General features: G+C 60.6%; 20 protein-coding genes. 8 read left to right on the forward strand and 12 right to left on the reverse strand.

The window, feature by feature from the left end; translation table 11 throughout:
* Window positions 1–16 precede the first annotated feature (16 nt).
* Both KI611_RS02595 and KI611_RS02600 read right to left on the reverse strand, forming a co-directional pair.
* Window positions 17–658, reverse strand: a complete 642-nt coding sequence (locus KI611_RS02595) for an NrsF family protein (protein WP_226418276.1) — start codon at window positions 656–658, stop codon at window positions 17–19.
* Complete coding sequence (locus KI611_RS02600) at window positions 655–1,227, reverse strand: sigma-70 family RNA polymerase sigma factor (protein ID WP_226418277.1); 573 nt, start codon at window positions 1,225–1,227, stop codon at window positions 655–657. The genes KI611_RS02595 and KI611_RS02600 overlap by 4 nt, the downstream gene beginning before the upstream one ends.
* A 127-nt stretch (window positions 1,228–1,354) precedes the next feature.
* Between KI611_RS02600 and KI611_RS02605 the strand changes: the two genes are divergently transcribed.
* The 7 genes from KI611_RS02605 (at window position 1,355) to KI611_RS02635 (ending at window position 5,793) form a co-directional block, all read left to right on the forward strand.
* Window positions 1,355–1,975, forward strand: a complete 621-nt coding sequence (locus KI611_RS02605; RefSeq protein WP_226418278.1) for a cytochrome b/b6 domain-containing protein — start codon at window positions 1,355–1,357, stop codon at window positions 1,973–1,975.
* Between the two features lie 10 nt (window positions 1,976–1,985).
* Window positions 1,986–2,774: a molybdopterin-dependent oxidoreductase gene (locus KI611_RS02610; protein WP_226418279.1), complete on the forward strand. Its 789-nt coding sequence runs from the start codon at window positions 1,986–1,988 to the stop codon at window positions 2,772–2,774.
* Between the two features lie 71 nt (window positions 2,775–2,845).
* The gene (locus tag KI611_RS02615) at window positions 2,846–3,112 is read left to right on the forward strand and encodes a pentapeptide MXKDX repeat protein (RefSeq protein ID WP_226418280.1); all 267 of its coding nucleotides are present in this window, start codon (window positions 2,846–2,848) and stop codon (window positions 3,110–3,112) included.
* Window positions 3,113–3,400: 288 nt separating this feature from the next.
* Window positions 3,401–3,739: a YnfA family protein gene (locus tag KI611_RS02620; RefSeq protein ID WP_226418281.1), complete on the forward strand. Its 339-nt coding sequence runs from the start codon at window positions 3,401–3,403 to the stop codon at window positions 3,737–3,739.
* A gap of 106 nt (window positions 3,740–3,845) precedes the next feature.
* Entirely contained in the window at window positions 3,846–4,145 is a 300-nt protein-coding gene (locus KI611_RS02625) for a hypothetical protein (RefSeq protein WP_226418282.1), read from the forward strand.
* Between the two features lie 29 nt (window positions 4,146–4,174).
* Window positions 4,175–5,428 carry a ferric reductase-like transmembrane domain-containing protein gene (locus KI611_RS02630; protein WP_226418283.1) on the forward strand — a complete coding sequence of 418 codons (1,254 nt, stop codon included), beginning with the start codon at window positions 4,175–4,177 and terminating at the stop codon, window positions 5,426–5,428.
* Window positions 5,425–5,793, forward strand: a complete 369-nt coding sequence (locus KI611_RS02635) for a cytochrome b5 domain-containing protein (RefSeq protein WP_226418284.1) — start codon at window positions 5,425–5,427, stop codon at window positions 5,791–5,793. The genes KI611_RS02630 and KI611_RS02635 overlap by 4 nt, the downstream gene beginning before the upstream one ends.
* A 14-nt stretch (window positions 5,794–5,807) precedes the next feature.
* On the opposite strand, the gene KI611_RS02640 is transcribed toward KI611_RS02635, so the two are convergent.
* The 10 genes from KI611_RS02640 to KI611_RS02685 are packed head-to-tail and all read right to left on the reverse strand — an operon-like array spanning window position 5,808 to window position 16,400.
* Window positions 5,808–6,605, reverse strand: coding sequence for an HDOD domain-containing protein (locus tag KI611_RS02640; protein ID WP_226418285.1), 798 nt, complete (start codon window positions 6,603–6,605; stop codon window positions 5,808–5,810).
* Window positions 6,606–6,619: 14 nt separating this feature from the next.
* Window positions 6,620–7,696, reverse strand: a complete 1,077-nt coding sequence (locus tag KI611_RS02645) for a protein-glutamate methylesterase/protein-glutamine glutaminase (RefSeq protein WP_226418286.1) — start codon at window positions 7,694–7,696, stop codon at window positions 6,620–6,622.
* Between the two features lie 2 nt (window positions 7,697–7,698).
* Window positions 7,699–8,508, reverse strand: a complete 810-nt coding sequence (locus KI611_RS02650) for a CheR family methyltransferase (protein ID WP_226418287.1) — start codon at window positions 8,506–8,508, stop codon at window positions 7,699–7,701.
* Window positions 8,508–9,110 (reverse strand): chemotaxis protein CheD, encoded by a 603-nt coding sequence (locus KI611_RS02655; protein WP_226418288.1) that lies wholly within the window; start codon window positions 9,108–9,110, stop codon window positions 8,508–8,510. The genes KI611_RS02650 and KI611_RS02655 overlap by 1 nt, the downstream gene beginning before the upstream one ends.
* 42 nt (window positions 9,111–9,152) lie before the next feature.
* On the reverse strand, window positions 9,153–9,701 hold the full coding sequence (locus KI611_RS02660) for a chemotaxis protein CheW (RefSeq protein WP_226418289.1): 549 nt from the start codon (window positions 9,699–9,701) through the stop codon (window positions 9,153–9,155).
* Window positions 9,702–9,719: 18 nt separating this feature from the next.
* Entirely contained in the window at window positions 9,720–12,173 is a 2,454-nt protein-coding gene (locus KI611_RS02665) for a methyl-accepting chemotaxis protein (protein WP_226418290.1), read from the reverse strand.
* A gap of 32 nt (window positions 12,174–12,205) precedes the next feature.
* Entirely contained in the window at window positions 12,206–14,416 is a 2,211-nt protein-coding gene (locus tag KI611_RS02670; protein WP_226418291.1) for a chemotaxis protein CheA, read from the reverse strand.
* A gap of 8 nt (window positions 14,417–14,424) precedes the next feature.
* Entirely contained in the window at window positions 14,425–14,730 is a 306-nt protein-coding gene (locus KI611_RS02675; protein WP_226418292.1) for a lipid asymmetry maintenance protein MlaB, read from the reverse strand.
* An 11-nt stretch (window positions 14,731–14,741) separates the two neighbouring features.
* The gene (locus KI611_RS22125) at window positions 14,742–16,025 is read right to left on the reverse strand and encodes a methyl-accepting chemotaxis protein (RefSeq protein ID WP_319002322.1); all 1,284 of its coding nucleotides are present in this window, start codon (window positions 16,023–16,025) and stop codon (window positions 14,742–14,744) included.
* 9 nt (window positions 16,026–16,034) lie between these two features.
* Entirely contained in the window at window positions 16,035–16,400 is a 366-nt protein-coding gene (locus KI611_RS02685) for a response regulator (protein ID WP_226418293.1), read from the reverse strand.
* Window positions 16,401–17,064: 664 nt separating this feature from the next.
* On the opposite strand from KI611_RS02685, the gene KI611_RS02690 reads away from it, so the two are divergent.
* Window positions 17,065–17,355 (forward strand): co-chaperone GroES, encoded by a 291-nt coding sequence (locus tag KI611_RS02690; protein WP_226418294.1) that lies wholly within the window; start codon window positions 17,065–17,067, stop codon window positions 17,353–17,355.
* Window positions 17,356–17,367: the final 12 nt, after the last annotated feature.

Raw genomic sequence — 17,367 nt, forward strand, 5'->3', positions numbered from 1 at the left:
GATCGTGCGCCAGGGCCTACCAGCGTAATAACCGGTTCCCGAGCAGGGTTCCGACCGCTGCCGGAATGAGCATTCCGAGCAGGTACCAGAAAGCCACGAAAGGTGCTCCCTGTTCGGGGCAGTGCAGGCAATAGACGACGGCGGCAACGGCTCCGGCCAGCAGTCCGCTGGCGAAACCGGCGAGGCGCGGCTGGGTTGGCGCGAGTTCCTTCATCGTCCGCAATACGGCGACAAAGACCGGCGCCGAGAGCAGGGCGATCAGCAAGGGGCAGCTTTTCCAGGTGTCGCCATAGAAAAGCTTTGAGCGCTCGACGGATTCGGCCCCGATCAGCGTAAAGGCGGCAATCGCCCACATGACCAATATCGGGAGGCCAATGGCCAGTGGCAACCCATCGAGTTTCGCTCCCGGCCGGGCCAGGCGCAGCGCGGCTAACAGGCTCCCGCCGGTGAGGCTGGCGACAAATCCGACTTTCAGCCAGAACATCGGCAACAGCGCCGCCTGGCCAAGATCGTGGCGGATCTGCAGGAGCGCCAGCATGAGCAGGGTGGCGCCCGCCGCACCCCAGGCGATGGCCGTGCCGAAACGCTGCAGCGCGGGGTAGGGCGTTACGGTTCCGGCGTCGGTCGCCAGCATGGAGATCAGGTCTTCGGTTTTCATAAGGTGCCTCGTATCAGTGCGGCGAGCGCTTTCAGACCGCGATGGACGCCAATTTTGATGGCCGATTCCGACATCCCGCTCAGATCTGCTGCTTCCTTCACCGACAGTCCTTCCAGTTTGGTATGGACAATCGGCAGGCGCAGATTGTCGGGCAACTCGGCGATCAACTTGTTCACATCCCGGCGCGCCTCGGCCGCATCCGAATCGGCGGTTGAAAAAAGGCCGCTTTCTTCATCCAGAGGGTCGTTCAACATCTCATGTCCGGCCCGTCGCCTGAGCATATCGACCAGTTTGTAGCGGGCAATCGCCTGTACCCAGGCCGACAAGGGCTGATCGGGGTCGTAGGTATGGCGCTGGTTGTGTATGGCCAGAAGCGATTCCTGCACGAGATCCTCGACTTCATCGGGTAAGCGAACAAGGCGTTTTCGCAGGAAAGCGCGCAGATGAGCACTCAGTTCCGTCAAGAAAACCTGATAAGCAGCGTTGTCGCCCGCCAGCCCGCGGAGCAATAGCGCCTTCAGGCGGTCTTCCCTGGCACGAAACCCTGCTTCTCTGTTTATTCGTTGCATGGTCGCCTTTGGTTACAGCCGCCGGAAAAAACATCAGGCCTTTCTTTGGGAAACAAATTTTGCCTGAGCTTGTAACCATTCTCCACTTTTCGCCGAACTACCTTGCAAGTAACAGATAAAACGGCAAATGCGGCGCATGGAAAGGAAGTTTATGGCAAACGATACTGGCCTTGTTCATCCGCTTTGGGTGCGTATCACCCATTGGATCAATGCCTGTGCGGTCGTTATTCTGGTGATGAGCGGCTGGCGCATCTATAACGCTTCGCCTTTTTTTGGCTTTGCCATTCCCGGGCAAGCCACGTTAGGTGGCTGGCTGGGCGGCGCGATTCTGTGGCATTTCGCGGCAATGTGGGTGCTCGTTGGCAACGGCCTGCTGTACCTGGTCTGCAGCCTGATCAGCGGACGCTTGCAACGCAAATTTTTCCCGCTCTCGCTGCGCGCTCTGTGGGCCGATCTGCTGGCTGCCGGGCAAGGCAAGCTGTCGCACGCCGAGCTGAGCCACTACAACATGGTGCAACGGGCCGCCTATCTGTTCGTGATGCTCGATTCTGTGCTGCTCGTGCTGTCCGGTCTGGTGCTCTGGAAATCAGTGCAATACCCCATTCTCCGCGAATTGCTTGGCGGTTACGAAGCGGCGCGGCGGGTGCATTTTGTGGCGATGTCCGGACTGGTGATTTTTACCGGCATTCATCTCGGCATGGTGGCGGTGGTTCCCCGGACGCTGCTGGCAATGATCCGTGGCCGTTAGGGAGTTCGACATGATCAAGAAAACGCCGCAACAGATCGCCATGGACGGCGAGCCGCTGCTCAAGGACGTACTGAAGGATGTCGGGCGCCATCTCGACCAACCGATGCGCCGGGCCTTCTTGCAGCGCTCCCTGAGCCTCGGCGGGCTATCGCTGCTCAGCGGTTGCGCCATCGTCGATGAAAGCAGTGTCGAGAAAGCGCTTTTGAAAGTTTCGCGGTTCAACGACAAGGTCCAGGCCTGGTTGTTCGATCCCAATCGGTTGGCCCCGACCTATCCGGATTCGATGATTACCCGCCCCTTCCCATTCAACGCCTACTACGGCGAAGACGAGATCCGGGAAGTGGCGGAAGACAGCTATCGCCTGGAAGTGACCGGCCTGGTCGCCGATCAGCACGCCTGGACACTCGCCGAGCTGCGCGCCATGCCGCAAGCCGATCAGGTGACGCGTCATATCTGTGTCGAGGGCTGGAGCGCCATCGGCAAATGGGGCGGCGTCCCATTCGCCAGCTTCCTGCGCCGGATCGGTGCCGATCTCGGGGCCAAGTACGTCGGTTTCAAGTGTGCCGATGACTACTACACCAGCATCGACATGGCGACCGCACTGCATCCGCAAACGCTGCTGGCACTGACCTACGACGGTCAGCCACTGCCGCCGCGCTACGGATTTCCAATGAAGCTGCGCATGCCGACCAAGCTCGGTTACAAGAATCCAAAACACATCCAGGCCATCTTTGTCACCAACACCTACCCCGGGGGCTACTGGGAAGACCAGGGGTACAACTGGTTCGGCGGCAGCTGAGCAATCCCGCTCGGCTGTCCTGAATAACCGGCATTCATGCCGTCCACTTAGCAACCACAACGGAGATCACCATGAAAACAATCGTTTCCAGTATTTTTGTCGCCTGTCTGACGCTCGCCGGCAGCAGCGCTTTCGCCGATGAGATGATGAAAAAGGATGCGCCAACCGCCGACGGCATGGCCAAGGAGGGCATGAAGAAGCCGGCGATGGCCAAGGAGCACATGGCCAAGGACAGCATGAAAAAAGACGCAATGGCCAAAGATGGCATGAAGAAGGATGGCATGGCGAAAGATCCAATGACCAAGGACACCATGGGCAAGGACGAAATGAAGAAGTAGGCGTGACCGGTGGGGCGGCGCACGTTTGTTGTGCGACAGTGATGGCGCCTGGCCCCGCCAACCTCTTGGCCAGACCAGGTGAATCCGCAGCCGGACAAGATTCCAGAAAGGCGGATTTCGCTGGCCGATTGTGGCAATGTGCCGATTGCTACCTGATCTCGTTCCGGAACGCTGGGCGGTTGTCGCATTGCAGAGTGTTCCGGTGATGTTCTTTCCAAGAGGTTTTTCGATGTGTCGTCTTGACCCAAGCAACGGCTCGGCTGTCGTCCCGGAGTGTCGCCAGTGAGCATGGCCGATTTCATCAAACTGGCCATGTTGTTCGCCCTGACGGCCGTTGCCGAGATTGTCGGATGCTATCTGCCCTGGCTGGTCCTCAAGCAGGACAAGCCGCTCTGGCTGCTCATGCCAGCTACCGTTTCCCTCGCCCTGTTTGCCTGGCTGCTGACCTTGCATCCCGCGGCGGCCGGACGAACCTATGCCGCCTATGGCGGGGTCTATGTCGCCGTTGCGCTGTTCTGGCTCTACTGGGTCGATGGTGTCGTGCTGACCAAATGGGATATCGCCGGTGCCGCGGTCGCGCTGACCGGCATGGCGATTATCGTGCTGCAGCCCGGCTACGATGCCTGAGGCCGCTGGTCGCCCGGTAGTCGCTGCCGGTTGGTATTCCTTGTTTTGATCAATAAGCGCATCATGATGTACTCAAGCAGTCACTGAGGTGGCTAGGAGGCAGTCCATGAGATCACGGCGGTTATTGGTCACCCTGTCCGGCTTTTTGCTGCTGGTGGCAGTTTCGGTCGCCGAGGCGCGCGGCCCGTGGCGGGCCAGTGAAGACAATACCCGGGGTTGGCAATTGATGACCCCGGAGGAGCGCATCGAGCATCAGGCGCGCATCCGGGGTTTCCGGACGCTCGAAGAGTGCCGGGCCTACCAGTTGGCGCATCACCGCCTGATGGAGCAGCGGGCCAAGGACCGGGATTTGCCGATGCCGGCCGGCCGGCGCGATATCTGTGAGCATTTGAAGGCGGCACGCTAGCCGCGTCGCAACCATGGCGGAATCCTGAAATGTCTCGCCTGCGTACCCTGTCGCTTCCTGCGCTACTGCTGCTGTTTGTCGGTGTGCCCGTCTATTGGTCGTTTCCCGACGAGTTGCCGGTCTGGCGTTCGCTCGGGATTGTCGTCGGCTGGGCCGGCAGCGGCCTGCTGTTGTTCAATCTGCTGCTGATGGTGCGCGAGGTTCGCCTGGCGAGCCGCCTGGGTGGGCTGGAGAGAATTACCGCGTGGCACCACCGCACCGGCGTGGCCGCTTACCTGCTGCTCCTGCTGCATCCTCTGGCTCTGGCTGGCGCCGGCTGGTCGGAGTCGCCCGCGCTGGCCTGGCAGGTCATTTCGCCGTTGGCCGCAAGCTGGCCGGTCTGGCTTGGCTGGGGCGGATTGATCTTGCTGATGGCCGGGCTGGCGACGACTTTCAGTCACCGCCTGGCCTATGGCACTTGGCGTTGGCTGCACAGCCTGTTGGGGCTGGGGGTGCTGATCGGTTTCATGCATGTCCTGCAACTCGGGATCAGCGTCGGCGGCTTGGCGGCCCTGGCGGCTGCTGTCTTGCTGCTGCTCTGGCGCCTGCTCCGGGTCGATCTTGGCGCTGCGGCGAAACCCTATATCGTGACTTCGGTGCAGAGTGTCGCGCAGTCGATGGTCGAAGTCGCGATGAAACCGCTGGCCATGCCGATTGACGGGGCACCGGGTCAATTTGTGCTGGTCGCTTTCTTCCAGGGGGCAAGCTATCGCGGCTGTGGCGAATTCCACCCATTCACGATCAGCGGCATCGGATCGGAGCACGAGTTCCGGATCGGGGTGAAAGCTCTGGGCGATTGCACGCGGCGTATGCAGTCCCTGGAAGCGGGTGTCGCCGCCCGGGTGCATGGGCCCTTTGGCGAATTTCTCAACGCTTTGCCGGCCCGGCCGCAACTGTGGGTGGCCGGGGGCATCGGGATCACGCCTTTTCTCGGCTGGCTGCGGCATCAGCCGGTCAGTCAGCCGACGCGGCTGGTCTATCTGTATCGCGGCCAGCGCGATGCCGCCTATCTCGACGAATTGACCGGGCTGGCGGCGAACTGCCCGGCGCTGAGCTTGCTGGCCGAAGCCACCGGGGCCGGTTTGCCGGATCTTGGCCGGGCGTTGCCCGATGCCGCGGCGCTGGTCGACCATGAGTGCTACGTTTGCGGCCCGCCGGGCTTGATCGATACGGTTTCCCGCGCCCTGCAGCAGCGTGGCGTTCCGCTTGAACGCATCCACTTCGAGCATTTCGACTTCCGATGACACGCAAACTCTATCTTGTTTCGACTGTCGCCTTCTGGCTCGTCGTGGTCGGGCTGGGCCTGACTTCCGCGCTGTGGAATCCCGCCGAACAGGGCGATGTTCAGGCCAAGGAAAAAACCATCTCGCCGGCTGAACTGGCCAAGCATGCCACGCCGAACAATTGCTGGATGGCCATCCGTGGTTCGGTCTACGACCTCAGCGCCTATCTCCCCGAGCATCCGTCTCGCCCCGACATCATCGAGCCGTGGTGTGGCAAGGAGGCGACGCAGGCCTACAACACGAAGACCAAGGGGCGGTCGCACGCGCCGTATGCCGACGAATTGCTGAGCAAGTACCGTATCGGGGCGTTGGCCAAAGCGCCCTGAGGAGCAAGCGGCCGCTAGGCGTTCAGGGCGGAAATCAGCGAAGCGACTTCCTCGGCCGAGTCTTTCAGGATGCTGTTGAGCATTTCTTCGCCGATCAGGACATCGATGTCGGCCGCGACGCCATGGCGCCCCATGTCGGAAAGCTCGGCGAGAGGCGATTCGGTCGGTGCCAGTTCGTCGGCCAGTAGCAAGGTGTCGCCGAGCGACTCGGGCGGCAACGCGAGATAGCCCTCCCACATCGCTTCGATGGCCGTGCAGATCGGGGCGGGAACGCCGTGCTCATGCCAGGCATCCAGGTTGCCGGTCAGCAGGCCGGGGAAGGCGGCCGCCCGGGAGAGCAGGTAGAAGCCGCCGACCTCATGCACGATGCCGGCGAAGAACGCCGCTTCCGGATCCTGGCCGGTGATGCGCTTGGCAATGACCCGGGCCAGTGCGGCGACGTGGGCGGTGTGTTCCCACAGGCGGGCAGCCAGCGCCCGATGCTCCGGCGCACCCGACATGTCGCGCATTTGTCGGACGACCAGCGCCGTAGCCAAGGTCCGCAAGGTGTTGAAGCCGAGCCGCGAGACGGCGCTGCGCAGATCGCTGGAAACCCGGCCGGAAGGATTGTAGGCCACCGAATTGGCCAGCCCGACGACGCGGGCCGACAACAGGGGTTCGGCCGAAATCAGTTTGTGCAACTGGTCGATGGAGCAGTCCGGATCGTCGAGGATGCGCCGCACGCGCAAGGCGATCTCGGCGTGGGTCGGGAAAACCATGTCGCCCCGCCCGGCATCGGCGGCAATCGTATCGAGCACAGCCTGAACGTCCATGGTTCTTCCTTCTCTCAAATGCCCTTGCCGTACGAAGTAATCGCAGTGGCTATTCTATCCAGTGGAATGACCTGATCGACCGCATCGAGCTTGATTGCTTCCTTCGGCATGCCGAAAACCACACAACTCTGTTCATCCTGGGCAATGGTCGTCGCCCCGGCGTCGTGCATCTCCTTCATGCCCCGGGCACCATCGTCGCCCATGCCGGTCATGATGATGCCCAAGGCGTTGCGGCCGACAAATTTCGCCACTGAGCGAAACAGCACGTCGACCGACGGTTTGTGGCGATTGACCAGAGGACCGTCGGTTACTTCGACCACATACTGCGCGCCGCTGCGTTTTACCGTCATGTGGCGACCGCCGGGGGCGATCAGGGCCAGCCCGGGGATCACCCGGTCGCCATTTTTCGCCTCGCGAACCTCGATGTCGCACAGGCCGTTCAGGCGTTCCGCGAACATCGCGGTAAATTTCTCCGGCATGTGCTGGACGACGACGATCCCCAGGCAGGTTGCCGGCAGGTGGGTCAGGACGACCTCGAGGGCATGGGTACCGCCGGTCGAGGTGCCGATGGCGATCAGTTGATCGGTCGTCCGTGCAATAGCGGCCGGGGCGCCGGGTTGGATCATGCTCTGCGTCGAGGCTTGCGAGCGCAGGTTGCCGAACGTCCCGCGCGGCAAGGCGTGCAGATTGACCCGGGCGGCGGCGCGGACGGCATGTGCGATGTCGGTCGAGGCATCGTTGAGAAAGGACTTCAAGCCGGCTTTCGGCTTGGCAATGACCGTTACCGCACCGGCCGCCATTGCCTCGAAGGTGGCGCGCGCACCAGCCTCGACCAGCGAGGAGCAGATGATCACCGGCGTCGGGCGCTCGGTCATGATCTTGCGCAGGAAGGAAAGACCATCCATGCGCGGCATCTCGATATCGAGCACGATGACATCGGGCCACTGCTGGCGCAGCTTGCCAATGGCAAATACCGGGTCGGCCGCCGTGGCGATGACTTCGATGCCGGGTTCCCGGTCCAAGGCGTGCGCGACAACCTGGCGCACCAGCGCCGAGTCGTCGATGATCATCACCTTGATGGCGTGGCTCACGCTCAGGTCTTGCGGTAAACAGTGGCGCGCACGGCGGTCAGGCCGTCGCTGATGCCATTCAGGGTTTCGGAATGGCCGATCACCAAGTGTCCGCCCGGGGCGAGGTGCGGCAACAGATTCTGCACCACCTTGCGTTTGGTCTCGATATCGAAATAGATCATCACGTTGCGCAGAAAGATCACCTCGAAAAGCCCCATTTCCTTGTCAACCGGAAGAGTCAGATTAACCTGTTGGAAACTGACATGGCTGCGCAGTTCCGGAACGATCAAAAAACTCCCTTCCTGGGCGCGGACGCCCTTCAGGCAATATTTGCTCAGGAAGTTGGGTGGAATGCCTTCGTGGCGGCCGAGCGGGTAATGCCCGCGCCGGGCCTTTTCCAGCACGTGGGTGCTGATATCCGAGCCGACGATTTCCCAGGGCGTGTTGGGCAGATGCTCGGCCAGCATCATGGCCAGCGTATAGGCCTCCTCGCCGCTCGAACTGGCTGCGCTCCAGGCCCGGAAGGTGCCCGTGCTGCGCCGCTTGGCGAGAATTTCATCGCGCAGGAACTCGAAATGCTTGGGTTCGCGGAAGAAATAGGTTTCGTTGGTGGTCAGCAAATCGACCATTATCTGCAGTTCCTCCGGATTCTGGCCTGAGGCGAGCATCCGGTAATACTGCGAATAGGTGTCGAGTTGATAGGCGCGCAGCCGCTTTTGCAGGCGCCCGACGAGCAGGACTTTCTTGGCATCGCTCAGGCTGATGCCGGCAATTTTGTAGATCAGGCGCTGGAACAGCGCAAATTCCTGATCGGTGATCGGTGCGTCGGCCATCAGAAGAGCTCGATTTTCTTGTTCGTTTCGCTAGCGGGTTTACGCAGCAAGGATTCGGCATAGGCCAATTCTTCGCGGCGCAGCGATTCCGTCTTGATCAGGCTGGAGGTCACCCGTTTGCAATAGGCATCGCCGTTGGCCGGGACCAGCAATACCTTGCGCGACCACGGCCCGAGGAAATCGGACGCGATCAGCGGGATGTTTTCGCGGTCCAGCCATTCCCGCGTGAAATCGGCATTGCGTTTGCCGATCGATAGGGCGCTCGGCATGTTGGCGTCGATCACCGTACCGCCGCCAAAAGCCTTGGCCTTGATCCGGTGTTTGGCCGCGCCCTGGGCGAGCATCGCATTGAGCAGCGCTTCCATGCAGGCATCGCCGGCGAGCAGCATGTCTTCGTCGGCATGGGTGCTTTTTTTCATCTGTGGCAGCATGAAGTGATTCATCCCGGCCAGCGGCAGCCCGGTATCGATCAGGCAGACCGCAACACAGGAGCCGAGCAGGGTGGAGATCGGCCGCTGCGGCTCGATCGCCCACTCGCCGGGTTTGATATTCAGCGAGTGGCGTTCGATTTCACAGGAGGGGAGCGCGGCGTAGTCAATCATCCAGTGCCGGGCAGGTGAAATACCCGCGCCGCAGTCTCATCGCTAGGTCGCTTCGCTACCGTTGTCGCCAACCTGGGTCAGCATGGCGATTTCTTCGGCCGACAGCACCCGGTCGACTTCGAGAATGATCACGAATTTGCCATTGACCTTGCCCATCCCGGAAATGAAATCGGTGCGAATCTTGGCGCCAAAGGTCGGCGCCGGTTCGATTTCACCGGCGGCGATTTCCAGGACCTCGGAAACCGCATCGACCATCACGCCGATATCCTGCTTGACGTCGCCTTCCGTCATTTCAATGATGATGATGCAGGTTCGGCGGGCCACCTCGGTCGCCTTGCCACCGAAGCGGCAGGACAGGTCGATCACCGGCACCACGGCGCCGCGCAGATTGATGACGCCGCGGATGAAGCCGGGCATCATCGGAATTTCGGTGACGGTGCCGTATTCGATGATCTCCTTGACGTTGAGAATGGCGACGGCAAACATCTCGCCGCCCAGCGTAAAGGTCAAATATTGCTGCGGCGCATTGTCGACCGCCGCGACGGCGGTCGGTGCCCGGGATTTACCCGGGCTCTGGACTGCTTGTCCCATAATCACGACCTTCCTCGATCAGAACTTCTCGAAATCGGATTCATCGACCGCCGCGCTGACCGCCCGGCTGCTCACCGAACGGGCGGCCCGCGGGGCGGTCCTGGCGGCCGGGGCAGCGTAATTGCCGTGGCGGGACGCGCCGCCATGACCGCCCTGGTCGACCGAGAAGAATTCCATCAGCTGCTGCAGTTGTCCGGCCTGGCCGCCGAGTTCTTCGGCGGTGGCAGCCAGTTCTTCCGAGGCCGAGGCGTTCTGCTGGGTGGCCTTGTTGAGCTGGCCCATGGCGCTGTTGATCTGGCCGACGCCGGTCGATTGTTCTTCGGAGGCCGAAGCGATTTCCTGGACGAGGTCGGAAGTCTTCTGGATGGACGGCACGATTTCGGTCAGCAGGTTGCCGGCGTGTTCCGCCATCTTGACGCTCGAACCGGCCAATTGACCGATTTCCTGCGCGGCGACCTGGCTGCGTTCGGCCAGCTTGCGGACTTCCGCTGCGACCACCGCGAAACCCTTGCCATGCTCGCCGGCCCGGGCGGCTTCAATGGCCGCATTGAGCGCCAGCAGGTTGGTCTGGTAAGCGATGTCGTCGATGATGCCGATCTTGTCGGCGATCGACTTCATTGCTTCGACCGTCTTGCCCACGGCGTCGCCGCCTTCGCCGGCTTCCTTGGCGGCTTTCGAGGCCATCGTATCGGTAACCTTGGCGTTCTGGGTGTTCTGCGACACCGAAGCCGTCATTTCTTCCAGGCTGGCCGTCGTTTCTTCGACGCTGGCCGCTTGTTCGCTGGAGGACTGGCTCAGCGACTGGGCCGTGGCGGAAACCTGGGCGGAGGCATTGGACAGCGCGTCGGCCGCGGTGATGATCTGGGCGATGGTTTCCGACAGCTTGCCGATGGTGTTGTTGATGGCATCCTTCAAGACCGCGAAGTCGCCCTGGTATTGCTGGGTGATGGTTTGGGTCATGTCGCCCTGTTCCATCGCGCCCATCACCCGTTGCACATCCTGGATCGGCGAAACGACGGCATCCAGCGTGTCGTTGACGCCCTGGACGATCTTGCGGAAGTCGCCCTGATGCTGGGTGGCATCGGCCCGGGTTTCGAGCTTGCCGGCTACCGCCGCGGCGGACAGCAGGTTGGCGTCGGCGACCAGCGCGTTGACGGCCTGGATGCAGGTGTTGAGGTTGTTCTTGATGAGGTTGAAGTCACCGTTGTACGAATCGGTGATCTTGCTCGGAATGTCGCCCTTGGAGATGCGATCGACGTAAGTGGCGGCGACGTTCAAGGGGCCGATCACGGCATCCAGGGTGCCATTGACCCCGGCGACGATTTTCTGGAAATCGCCCTGATGCTTGCTGGCATCGGCCCGGGTCGCGAGTTTGCCGTCGATGGCGGCCTGGCTCAGCAGGTTGGCATCGGCGACCAAGGCATTGACGGCTTCGATGCAGGTGTTGAGGTTGTTCTTGATGGCGTTGAAATCGCCGTTGTACGAATCGGTGATTTTCTTCGGAATGTCGCCCTTGGCGATGCGGTCGACGTAGTTGGCGGCGACGTTCAAGGGGCCGATCACGGCATCCAGGGTGCCATTGACCCCGGCGACGATTCTCTGGAAATCACCCTGATGCTTGCTGGCGTCGGCCCGGGTCGCCAGTTTGCCGTCGATGGCGGCCTGGCTCAGCAGGTTGGCGTCGGCGATCATCGCTTGAATGGCCGTCTGCACACTGATCACGGCGCGCACGACCTCGCCGATTTCGTCCTTGGCGGTACTTTCGAGTTTGAACTTGAGGTCGCCGACCGACATTTTCTTGGCGCCATCGAGCACTTCGCCGAGCGGTTTGGTGATGCTGCGGGTAATCAGGAAGGCGAAGATGACGGTCAGCAGCGTGGCGATCACGGCCAGGCTGATCATCAGTTTCTGGGCCGTGTCGGCCGCTTCCAGGGCGGTCTTGCCCTCGCTGGCCGTGAGTTCGGTCAGGAAGGTAATCGTGTCGTTGATGGTCTTGAAATATTCGGTTTGCTGGGCGCGAACCGTCGTCAGCATGAAGTCGACCGCTTCATCCCGCTTGCCGGCTTTGACCAGCTCCATGAATTTTTCCTGGAGCGGCACATAGGCAGCGCGGGCATCCTTCATGGCCTTCAAATGTTCCTTGCCCTTGGCGGTGGTGAACGTGGCGTCGAACTTGTCCAGGCGTTCGCCGATGATCTTGCGCTGTTCGAGGATCCGCTGTGCTTCACGGCTTACTTCTTCCGGCGATTTGACCAGCAGCATGTTGCGCATCGAGCGGGCAATGACGTTCAGGGCATCAACGATGTCATTGGCCTGGGCCGTCTTCGGGTTACGGTCGTTGACAATCGATTGCAGGTTGTCGCTCAAGGCGGCAAGACGCATGGTTCCCGTTGTCGCCACGGCGATCAGCAGTATCAGCGTAATGGCGAAACCGATTGCCAGCTTGGTTCCCACTTTAAGGTTATTCAACATTGCTTACCTCCAGGTTTAAACCGTGAAATTTGTTAGTTTTGAGTCGTTGCGCGGAGCAACTGCAAGCCGCCGCCCATCGAGTGTTCTTCGGCCCGCACGTTGCGCTGGACTAGGTTCTGTACGTCGAGAATCAGGGCCACTTCACCGGTCCCGAGGATGGTCGAGCCACCGATGCCGCGCAAGTGGCGGAAAATGTTCGAGAGCGGCTTGATCACGGTCTGGAATTCGCCGAGCAACTGGTCGACGACGATGCCGGCCTTCTGTCCGGCGTACTGGACGACGACGACGTTTTCACGGGTCGGTCGCGCGCCTTCGATTTCGAACATTTCCCGCAAGCGGACGAACGGCAGGACTTCGCCGCGCAGATTGAGGAAAGCGCGGTCGGCGGTGCCTTCCTTGAGTTCGATGCATTCGATGACCATGTCGAGCGGAATGACATAGGCCGATTTGCCGACGCCGACCAGAAAACCGTCGATGATCGCCAGGGTCAGCGGCAGGCGGATGGAGAAGGTGGTGCCTTCGCCCTCGACGCTGCTGACCTCGCAGGAGCCGCGCAGGCTCTGGATGTTGCGCCGGACGACATCCATGCCGACGCCACGGCCGGAGAGGTTGGTCACCTGCTCGGCGGTCGAGAAGCCGGGCTCCCAGATCAGGTTGATGATCTCCTGGTCGGAAAGCTGCTGGCCCGGTTGCACCAGACCCTTTTCGATGGCCTTCTGGAGAATTTTTTCTCGCGGCAGACCGCTGCCATCGTCGATCACTTCGATGACGATGCTGCCCGAGTCGTGATATGCATTGAGTTGGACCAGGCCGCGGCGCGGCTTGCCTTTCGCTTCCCGGGCGTCCGCCGGCTCGATGCCGTGGTCCATCGAGTTGCGAACCAGATGCATCAGCGGGTCGCCGATTTTTTCGACGACGGTCTTGTCCAGTTCGGTTTCGGCGCCGCTGATGACGAGATCGATTTCCTTGCCGATTTCCTTGGCCACGTCGCGTACCACGCGGTTGAAGCGGTTGAAGGTCTCGCCGATCTGGACCATGCGCAGTTGCAGCGCCGAATCGCGAATGTTCTCGACGAGACGGGACAGCACCGAGGTCGATTCCATCAGGTCGCTCTGGCCGCTGCGTGTGGCAAGCAGGTTGGCCGAGGCGCCGGCAATGACCAGTTCGCCGACTAGGTCGATCAGCTGGTCGAGCTTATCGGCCTGAACCCGGATCAGCCGGGCTTCGACAGCTTTCTTCTCGCTAACCTGGGTTTGTTTGTTGATCGCCGCATCAACCACTTCCTTGTGGATGACCTTGTGCCCGACGAGGATTTCGCCGATCTGCGGTGTGCGTGGCGTGGTTTCGTCGTCGCTTTCGGTGGCTTGGGTTTGCTGCTGCGACAGCAGGCCATCGTCGAGTTCGGCCTGGGTCAGGGCGCCACAGCGGACCAGCATTTCACCGAGGCGCATGTCGTCCTCGGGCAGTTCCTTGATCAGTTTCAGATATTCCGCCAGCTTGCTGTTCGGCGGCAGGATGCGCAACTCGCAGTCGTCGCGGCAGAAATCGAAGACGTGCTCGATGTCGGCCTTCGATGAGCGCGTTTGCAGACGGATTTCAAAACCGAGGTAGCAGGATTCCGGATCCATTTCCGCCGCCGGCGGCATCGCGTCGGGCACCGTTTCCAGTGCGGTGATTTCGCCGAGCGAACCGAGGAAGCGGATGAAGGACAGCGGGTCCATGCCGCCGCGCAGGACATCCGGGCCGAAACGCACCGAAATGTGCCAGCTGTCGGTATTGACGATGCCGCCGCCGGATGCCTGCACGTCGCCTTCGGCTTCGACGACATTGCCGGCCGCTGCCGTCGTCGGCTGGTGGTCGCTGGTATAGGCCGCCAATTCAAGCTGCAAGCGCTCGCCCGTGGCCTGGATCTCAGCGGCCGGGGCGGGCAAGGCGGCTTCTAGCGTATCGATCAGACTGCCCAGATGATCGCAACTGCGCAGCAACAGTCCGGTGAGGTCGCTGGATACCTTGATTTCGTTGGTCCGCAAGCGGTCGAGTACGTTCTCGACCTTGTGCATGAAGCCCTCGATGAAGTGGCATTCGATGACGCCGGAGGCGCCCTTGATGGTGTGCGCCGCCCGGAAAATGCTGTTGATGTCGTCGTGATTGTCCGGATTCTGCTCCAGCTCGAGCAGTCCATTTTCCATGGCCTGCAATTGCTCGCGGCCTTCCTGAATAAATACGTTGGTCAGTTCGTCCATGCGCTACCTCACGCTTGTTCGTGGGCGGTGATGATCACCGGGTCGCCAAAAAACGAGGCGAGATTGCAGAAGTCGAGTGTCTGGCGCACCGCCGGGCTATGCGCCACGATGGTCAGCTGTTTGCCCTGTCGTCCGGCTTCCCGCTTGGTGAGTAGCAGCAGTTGCAGGCCCGAGGTATCGATCTCGGCAACACGCGAGAGATCCAGTTCGAGGGCATCGGCGTCGGCCAGCGCCTCGATGAACTGCTCTTTCAGATCCATGGCGTGATAAATCGTCAGTTCCTGGCTTATCGTCAATCGTCTTGGGGTGTTCATGCGCAGCTCCGTCAGAACAACTCGATGTTGGATGAGGCTGGGCCGGAGCTCGCCGGGGGCGCGCTGACCGGTTGATGCAAGGCGTTCTTGTGGCTGATTCGCTGGGCGTCCATGACGTACGAGCTGTACAGCTCATTGAGATGCTCATTGAGTGGCGTGTATTGGAAGTTTGCGTCTTCAGCCGCCAGGATGCGCTGCGCCAGGGTTTCGCAGTGACTGTCCAACTTGTTCAGTCCCTTCGTCACCTGTTCAATCTGTTGCCGGGTAATGTCCTGGAACTGCACGCTGGCCAGCACATCCATGAACATTCGGGCCAGGTCGGCGCTCGATTGCTTGACGGTGGACAATACGTTCAGCTCATGTTCGAGCAGTGTTTGATAACCGTTGCCAAGGTGGCCGAGCTGGCTGGAAAACTCGGTCAGGGCGGCCTGTTCGGCGGCCACGTTGCTGTGGACCAGTTTGTCCTGGAATTGCCGGCGAATAGTTTCGGCAACACCGTTGATGCCTTCGTTGATTTTCGATACCGCGGTGTCGGATTCGGCCGAGAGTTTGCGTACTTCATCGGCCACCACGGCAAATCCGCGCCCGGCTTCGCCGGCGCGGGCTGCCTCGATGGCGGCGTTGAGGGCCAGCAGGTTGGTCTGGCTGGAAATGTTGCGGATCAACTGGACCAATGCGCCGAGATTCTGGGCCTCGGTAACGACTTGTTCAATCCGCGCCTGATCGTTATGGGCTTCTTCGATGCGCCCCTTGATGTAGGCTTCCATCCTGGCGACCAGTACCTGGTTGCCGTTTATTTCCTGTTGCGAGTCGGCGGCAATCGCACTCGATTCGTTGGCCGTCTGCTCGACGAAGTTGTCGAGCCGGGTGACCACCGCATCGATCGACTGCAGGCGTTCGGCGATGTCGTAAGCGGCCTTTTCAGTTTCCTGAACGATATCGTTCAACTGGCCGCGCAGCACTTCGTTGTAGGCACGAACGCCAGCAAGTTCCTTGGCGACTTCCTCGCTGACGATTTCAAGCTCGGCTGCCCGCTTGCCGTTTATCGCTTTGTCCTGCGAAAAGCCAAACATCACATCGCGGTAAACGGCCTTCGATACGGCACGCTGCGCCAGATAGGCGGTGACCACGATAACGACCGAGCCCAACGCGTCACCCAGAGGGTCGCGGATGCCGAGGCTGCGGATGAAGACCTGATGAAACCACTCGTTGAACAGGTAGATCGTGACGAAAGCGCCGAGCGCCACAATCAGTGTGACGATAAGTGTGCGTTTTAACAGGCTGTCGAACGGCATGTCGCGTTCCTAGCGGAGAACGAGCTTGATCGTGTTGAGCAAGTCGTCGGCGGTCGCCGGTTTGACGATCCAGCCCGATGCCCCCGCCGCCTTGGCTTCCAGCTTGCGCGATTGCTGCGACTCGGTCGTCAGGAAGAGGATGGGCATGAAACGGTAGTTCGGCAACTTGCGAACCTCCTTGATCAATTCGATGCCATTGATGCCAGGCATGTTCAGGTCGGTCATCAGCAGGTCAACCTTGATTCCGGACTGGAATTTCTTCAGCGCCTCCTCGCCACTGCTGGCCTTTTCGGTGGCATAGCCGGCCTTGGCAAGAATGTTCGAAATGCTGAGAAGGATGGTGGCTGAATCGTCTACTAAAAAAATGGTTTTCACTGCTTCAACTCCACGGGGTTCAACTGCTGGCGTCATCCAGAAATACGTGTCGCCAACCAAAATAAAATTATGCGGGCATTGCCAATTTTGGCGGATGGCTAGGTCGGTTTACCCTGACCATCAAACCGACGAAAAACAGCCTGGAACAGCCGGTCGAGCGAAATATAACTCATAGAAACCCTGATCAGGCATTGGGTAATCGTTTTGCCAAGACTGCATAATTCCCCGACCTCGAACGCGCCGGTAAAAAATAATGAGAATTAAGTATAGCGTTCGCATAGTTTGCCTGGGGCGATTGTTTGGGGCGTCGTATAAATCCTGACTGATTTCCCCTTCGCGGCGACGGCCGTTGCCTTGTCTTTTCGACCTGGCATCGCGTCCGGAGCTCGCTGAGCATCGCTTGGTCCAGGCTGGTGCAATCCGGCCGTGGCTGCTGTTGACGCCTTCGTCGACACGATCTCGCAGCTTAGGGGATTGGCACCCTCGCTCAGGTGCCGACGATAATAATTTCGAGCGGTGTACTTGAAATCACCAAGTCCCGCCCCTATTATTAGCACTCACCGGAGACGAGTGCTAATAGTCTGCCCGCTCCGTTCCCGGGTGCGCTCCAGGGCGTGCCGGCCAATTTCCAACTTGTTGAAACTCATTATCAGGAGTCAGCTCTATGAATATCCGTCCTTTGCACGACCGTGTGATCGTCAAGCGCGTTGAAGCCGAGCGCACCACCGCGTCCGGTATCGTCATTCCCGATTCGGCTGGCGAAAAGCCGGATCAGGGCGAAGTTCTGGCCGTCGGTCCGGGTAAGCGCGACGACAACGGCAAGCAGGTCGCCCTGGACGTCAAGGTTGGCGACCGCGTTCTGTTCGGCAAGTATGCCGGTCAAGGCGTCAAGGTTGATGGTCAGGAAGTTCTGGTCATGCGTGAAGAAGACATCATGGGCGTTCTGGTCGCTTAAGCGCCGTTCGCC

The organism is Dechloromonas denitrificans (assembly GCF_020510685.1).
Classification (GTDB): Bacteria; Pseudomonadota; Gammaproteobacteria; order Burkholderiales; family Rhodocyclaceae; genus Azonexus; species Azonexus denitrificans_A.

Excerpts from the sequence above, each read along its gene's own strand:
- KI611_RS02595 (WP_226418276.1), bottom strand. The coding sequence starts at position 658 with ATGAAAACCGAAGACCTGATCTCCATGCTGGCGACCGACGCCGGAACC.
- KI611_RS02600 (WP_226418277.1), bottom strand. The coding sequence starts at position 1,227 with ATGCAACGAATAAACAGAGAAGCAGGGTTTCGTGCCAGGGAAGACCGC.
- KI611_RS02605 (WP_226418278.1), top strand. The coding sequence starts at position 1,355 with ATGCGGCGCATGGAAAGGAAGTTTATGGCAAACGATACTGGCCTTGTT.
- KI611_RS02610 (WP_226418279.1), top strand. The coding sequence starts at position 1,986 with ATGATCAAGAAAACGCCGCAACAGATCGCCATGGACGGCGAGCCGCTG.
- KI611_RS02615 (WP_226418280.1), top strand. The coding sequence starts at position 2,846 with ATGAAAACAATCGTTTCCAGTATTTTTGTCGCCTGTCTGACGCTCGCC.
- KI611_RS02620 (WP_226418281.1), top strand. The coding sequence starts at position 3,401 with ATGGCCGATTTCATCAAACTGGCCATGTTGTTCGCCCTGACGGCCGTT.
- KI611_RS02625 (WP_226418282.1), top strand. The coding sequence starts at position 3,846 with ATGAGATCACGGCGGTTATTGGTCACCCTGTCCGGCTTTTTGCTGCTG.
- KI611_RS02630 (WP_226418283.1), top strand. The coding sequence starts at position 4,175 with ATGTCTCGCCTGCGTACCCTGTCGCTTCCTGCGCTACTGCTGCTGTTT.
- KI611_RS02635 (WP_226418284.1), top strand. The coding sequence starts at position 5,425 with ATGACACGCAAACTCTATCTTGTTTCGACTGTCGCCTTCTGGCTCGTC.
- KI611_RS02640 (WP_226418285.1), bottom strand. The coding sequence starts at position 6,605 with ATGGACGTTCAGGCTGTGCTCGATACGATTGCCGCCGATGCCGGGCGG.
- KI611_RS02650 (WP_226418287.1), bottom strand. The coding sequence starts at position 8,508 with ATGGCCGACGCACCGATCACCGATCAGGAATTTGCGCTGTTCCAGCGC.
- KI611_RS02655 (WP_226418288.1), bottom strand. The coding sequence starts at position 9,110 with ATGATTGACTACGCCGCGCTCCCCTCCTGTGAAATCGAACGCCACTCG.
- KI611_RS02660 (WP_226418289.1), bottom strand. The coding sequence starts at position 9,701 with ATGGGACAAGCAGTCCAGAGCCCGGGTAAATCCCGGGCACCGACCGCC.
- KI611_RS02665 (WP_226418290.1), bottom strand. The coding sequence starts at position 12,173 with ATGTTGAATAACCTTAAAGTGGGAACCAAGCTGGCAATCGGTTTCGCC.
- KI611_RS02670 (WP_226418291.1), bottom strand. The coding sequence starts at position 14,416 with ATGGACGAACTGACCAACGTATTTATTCAGGAAGGCCGCGAGCAATTG.
- KI611_RS02675 (WP_226418292.1), bottom strand. The coding sequence starts at position 14,730 with ATGAACACCCCAAGACGATTGACGATAAGCCAGGAACTGACGATTTAT.
- KI611_RS22125 (WP_319002322.1), bottom strand. The coding sequence starts at position 16,025 with ATGCCGTTCGACAGCCTGTTAAAACGCACACTTATCGTCACACTGATT.
- KI611_RS02690 (WP_226418294.1), top strand. The coding sequence starts at position 17,065 with ATGAATATCCGTCCTTTGCACGACCGTGTGATCGTCAAGCGCGTTGAA.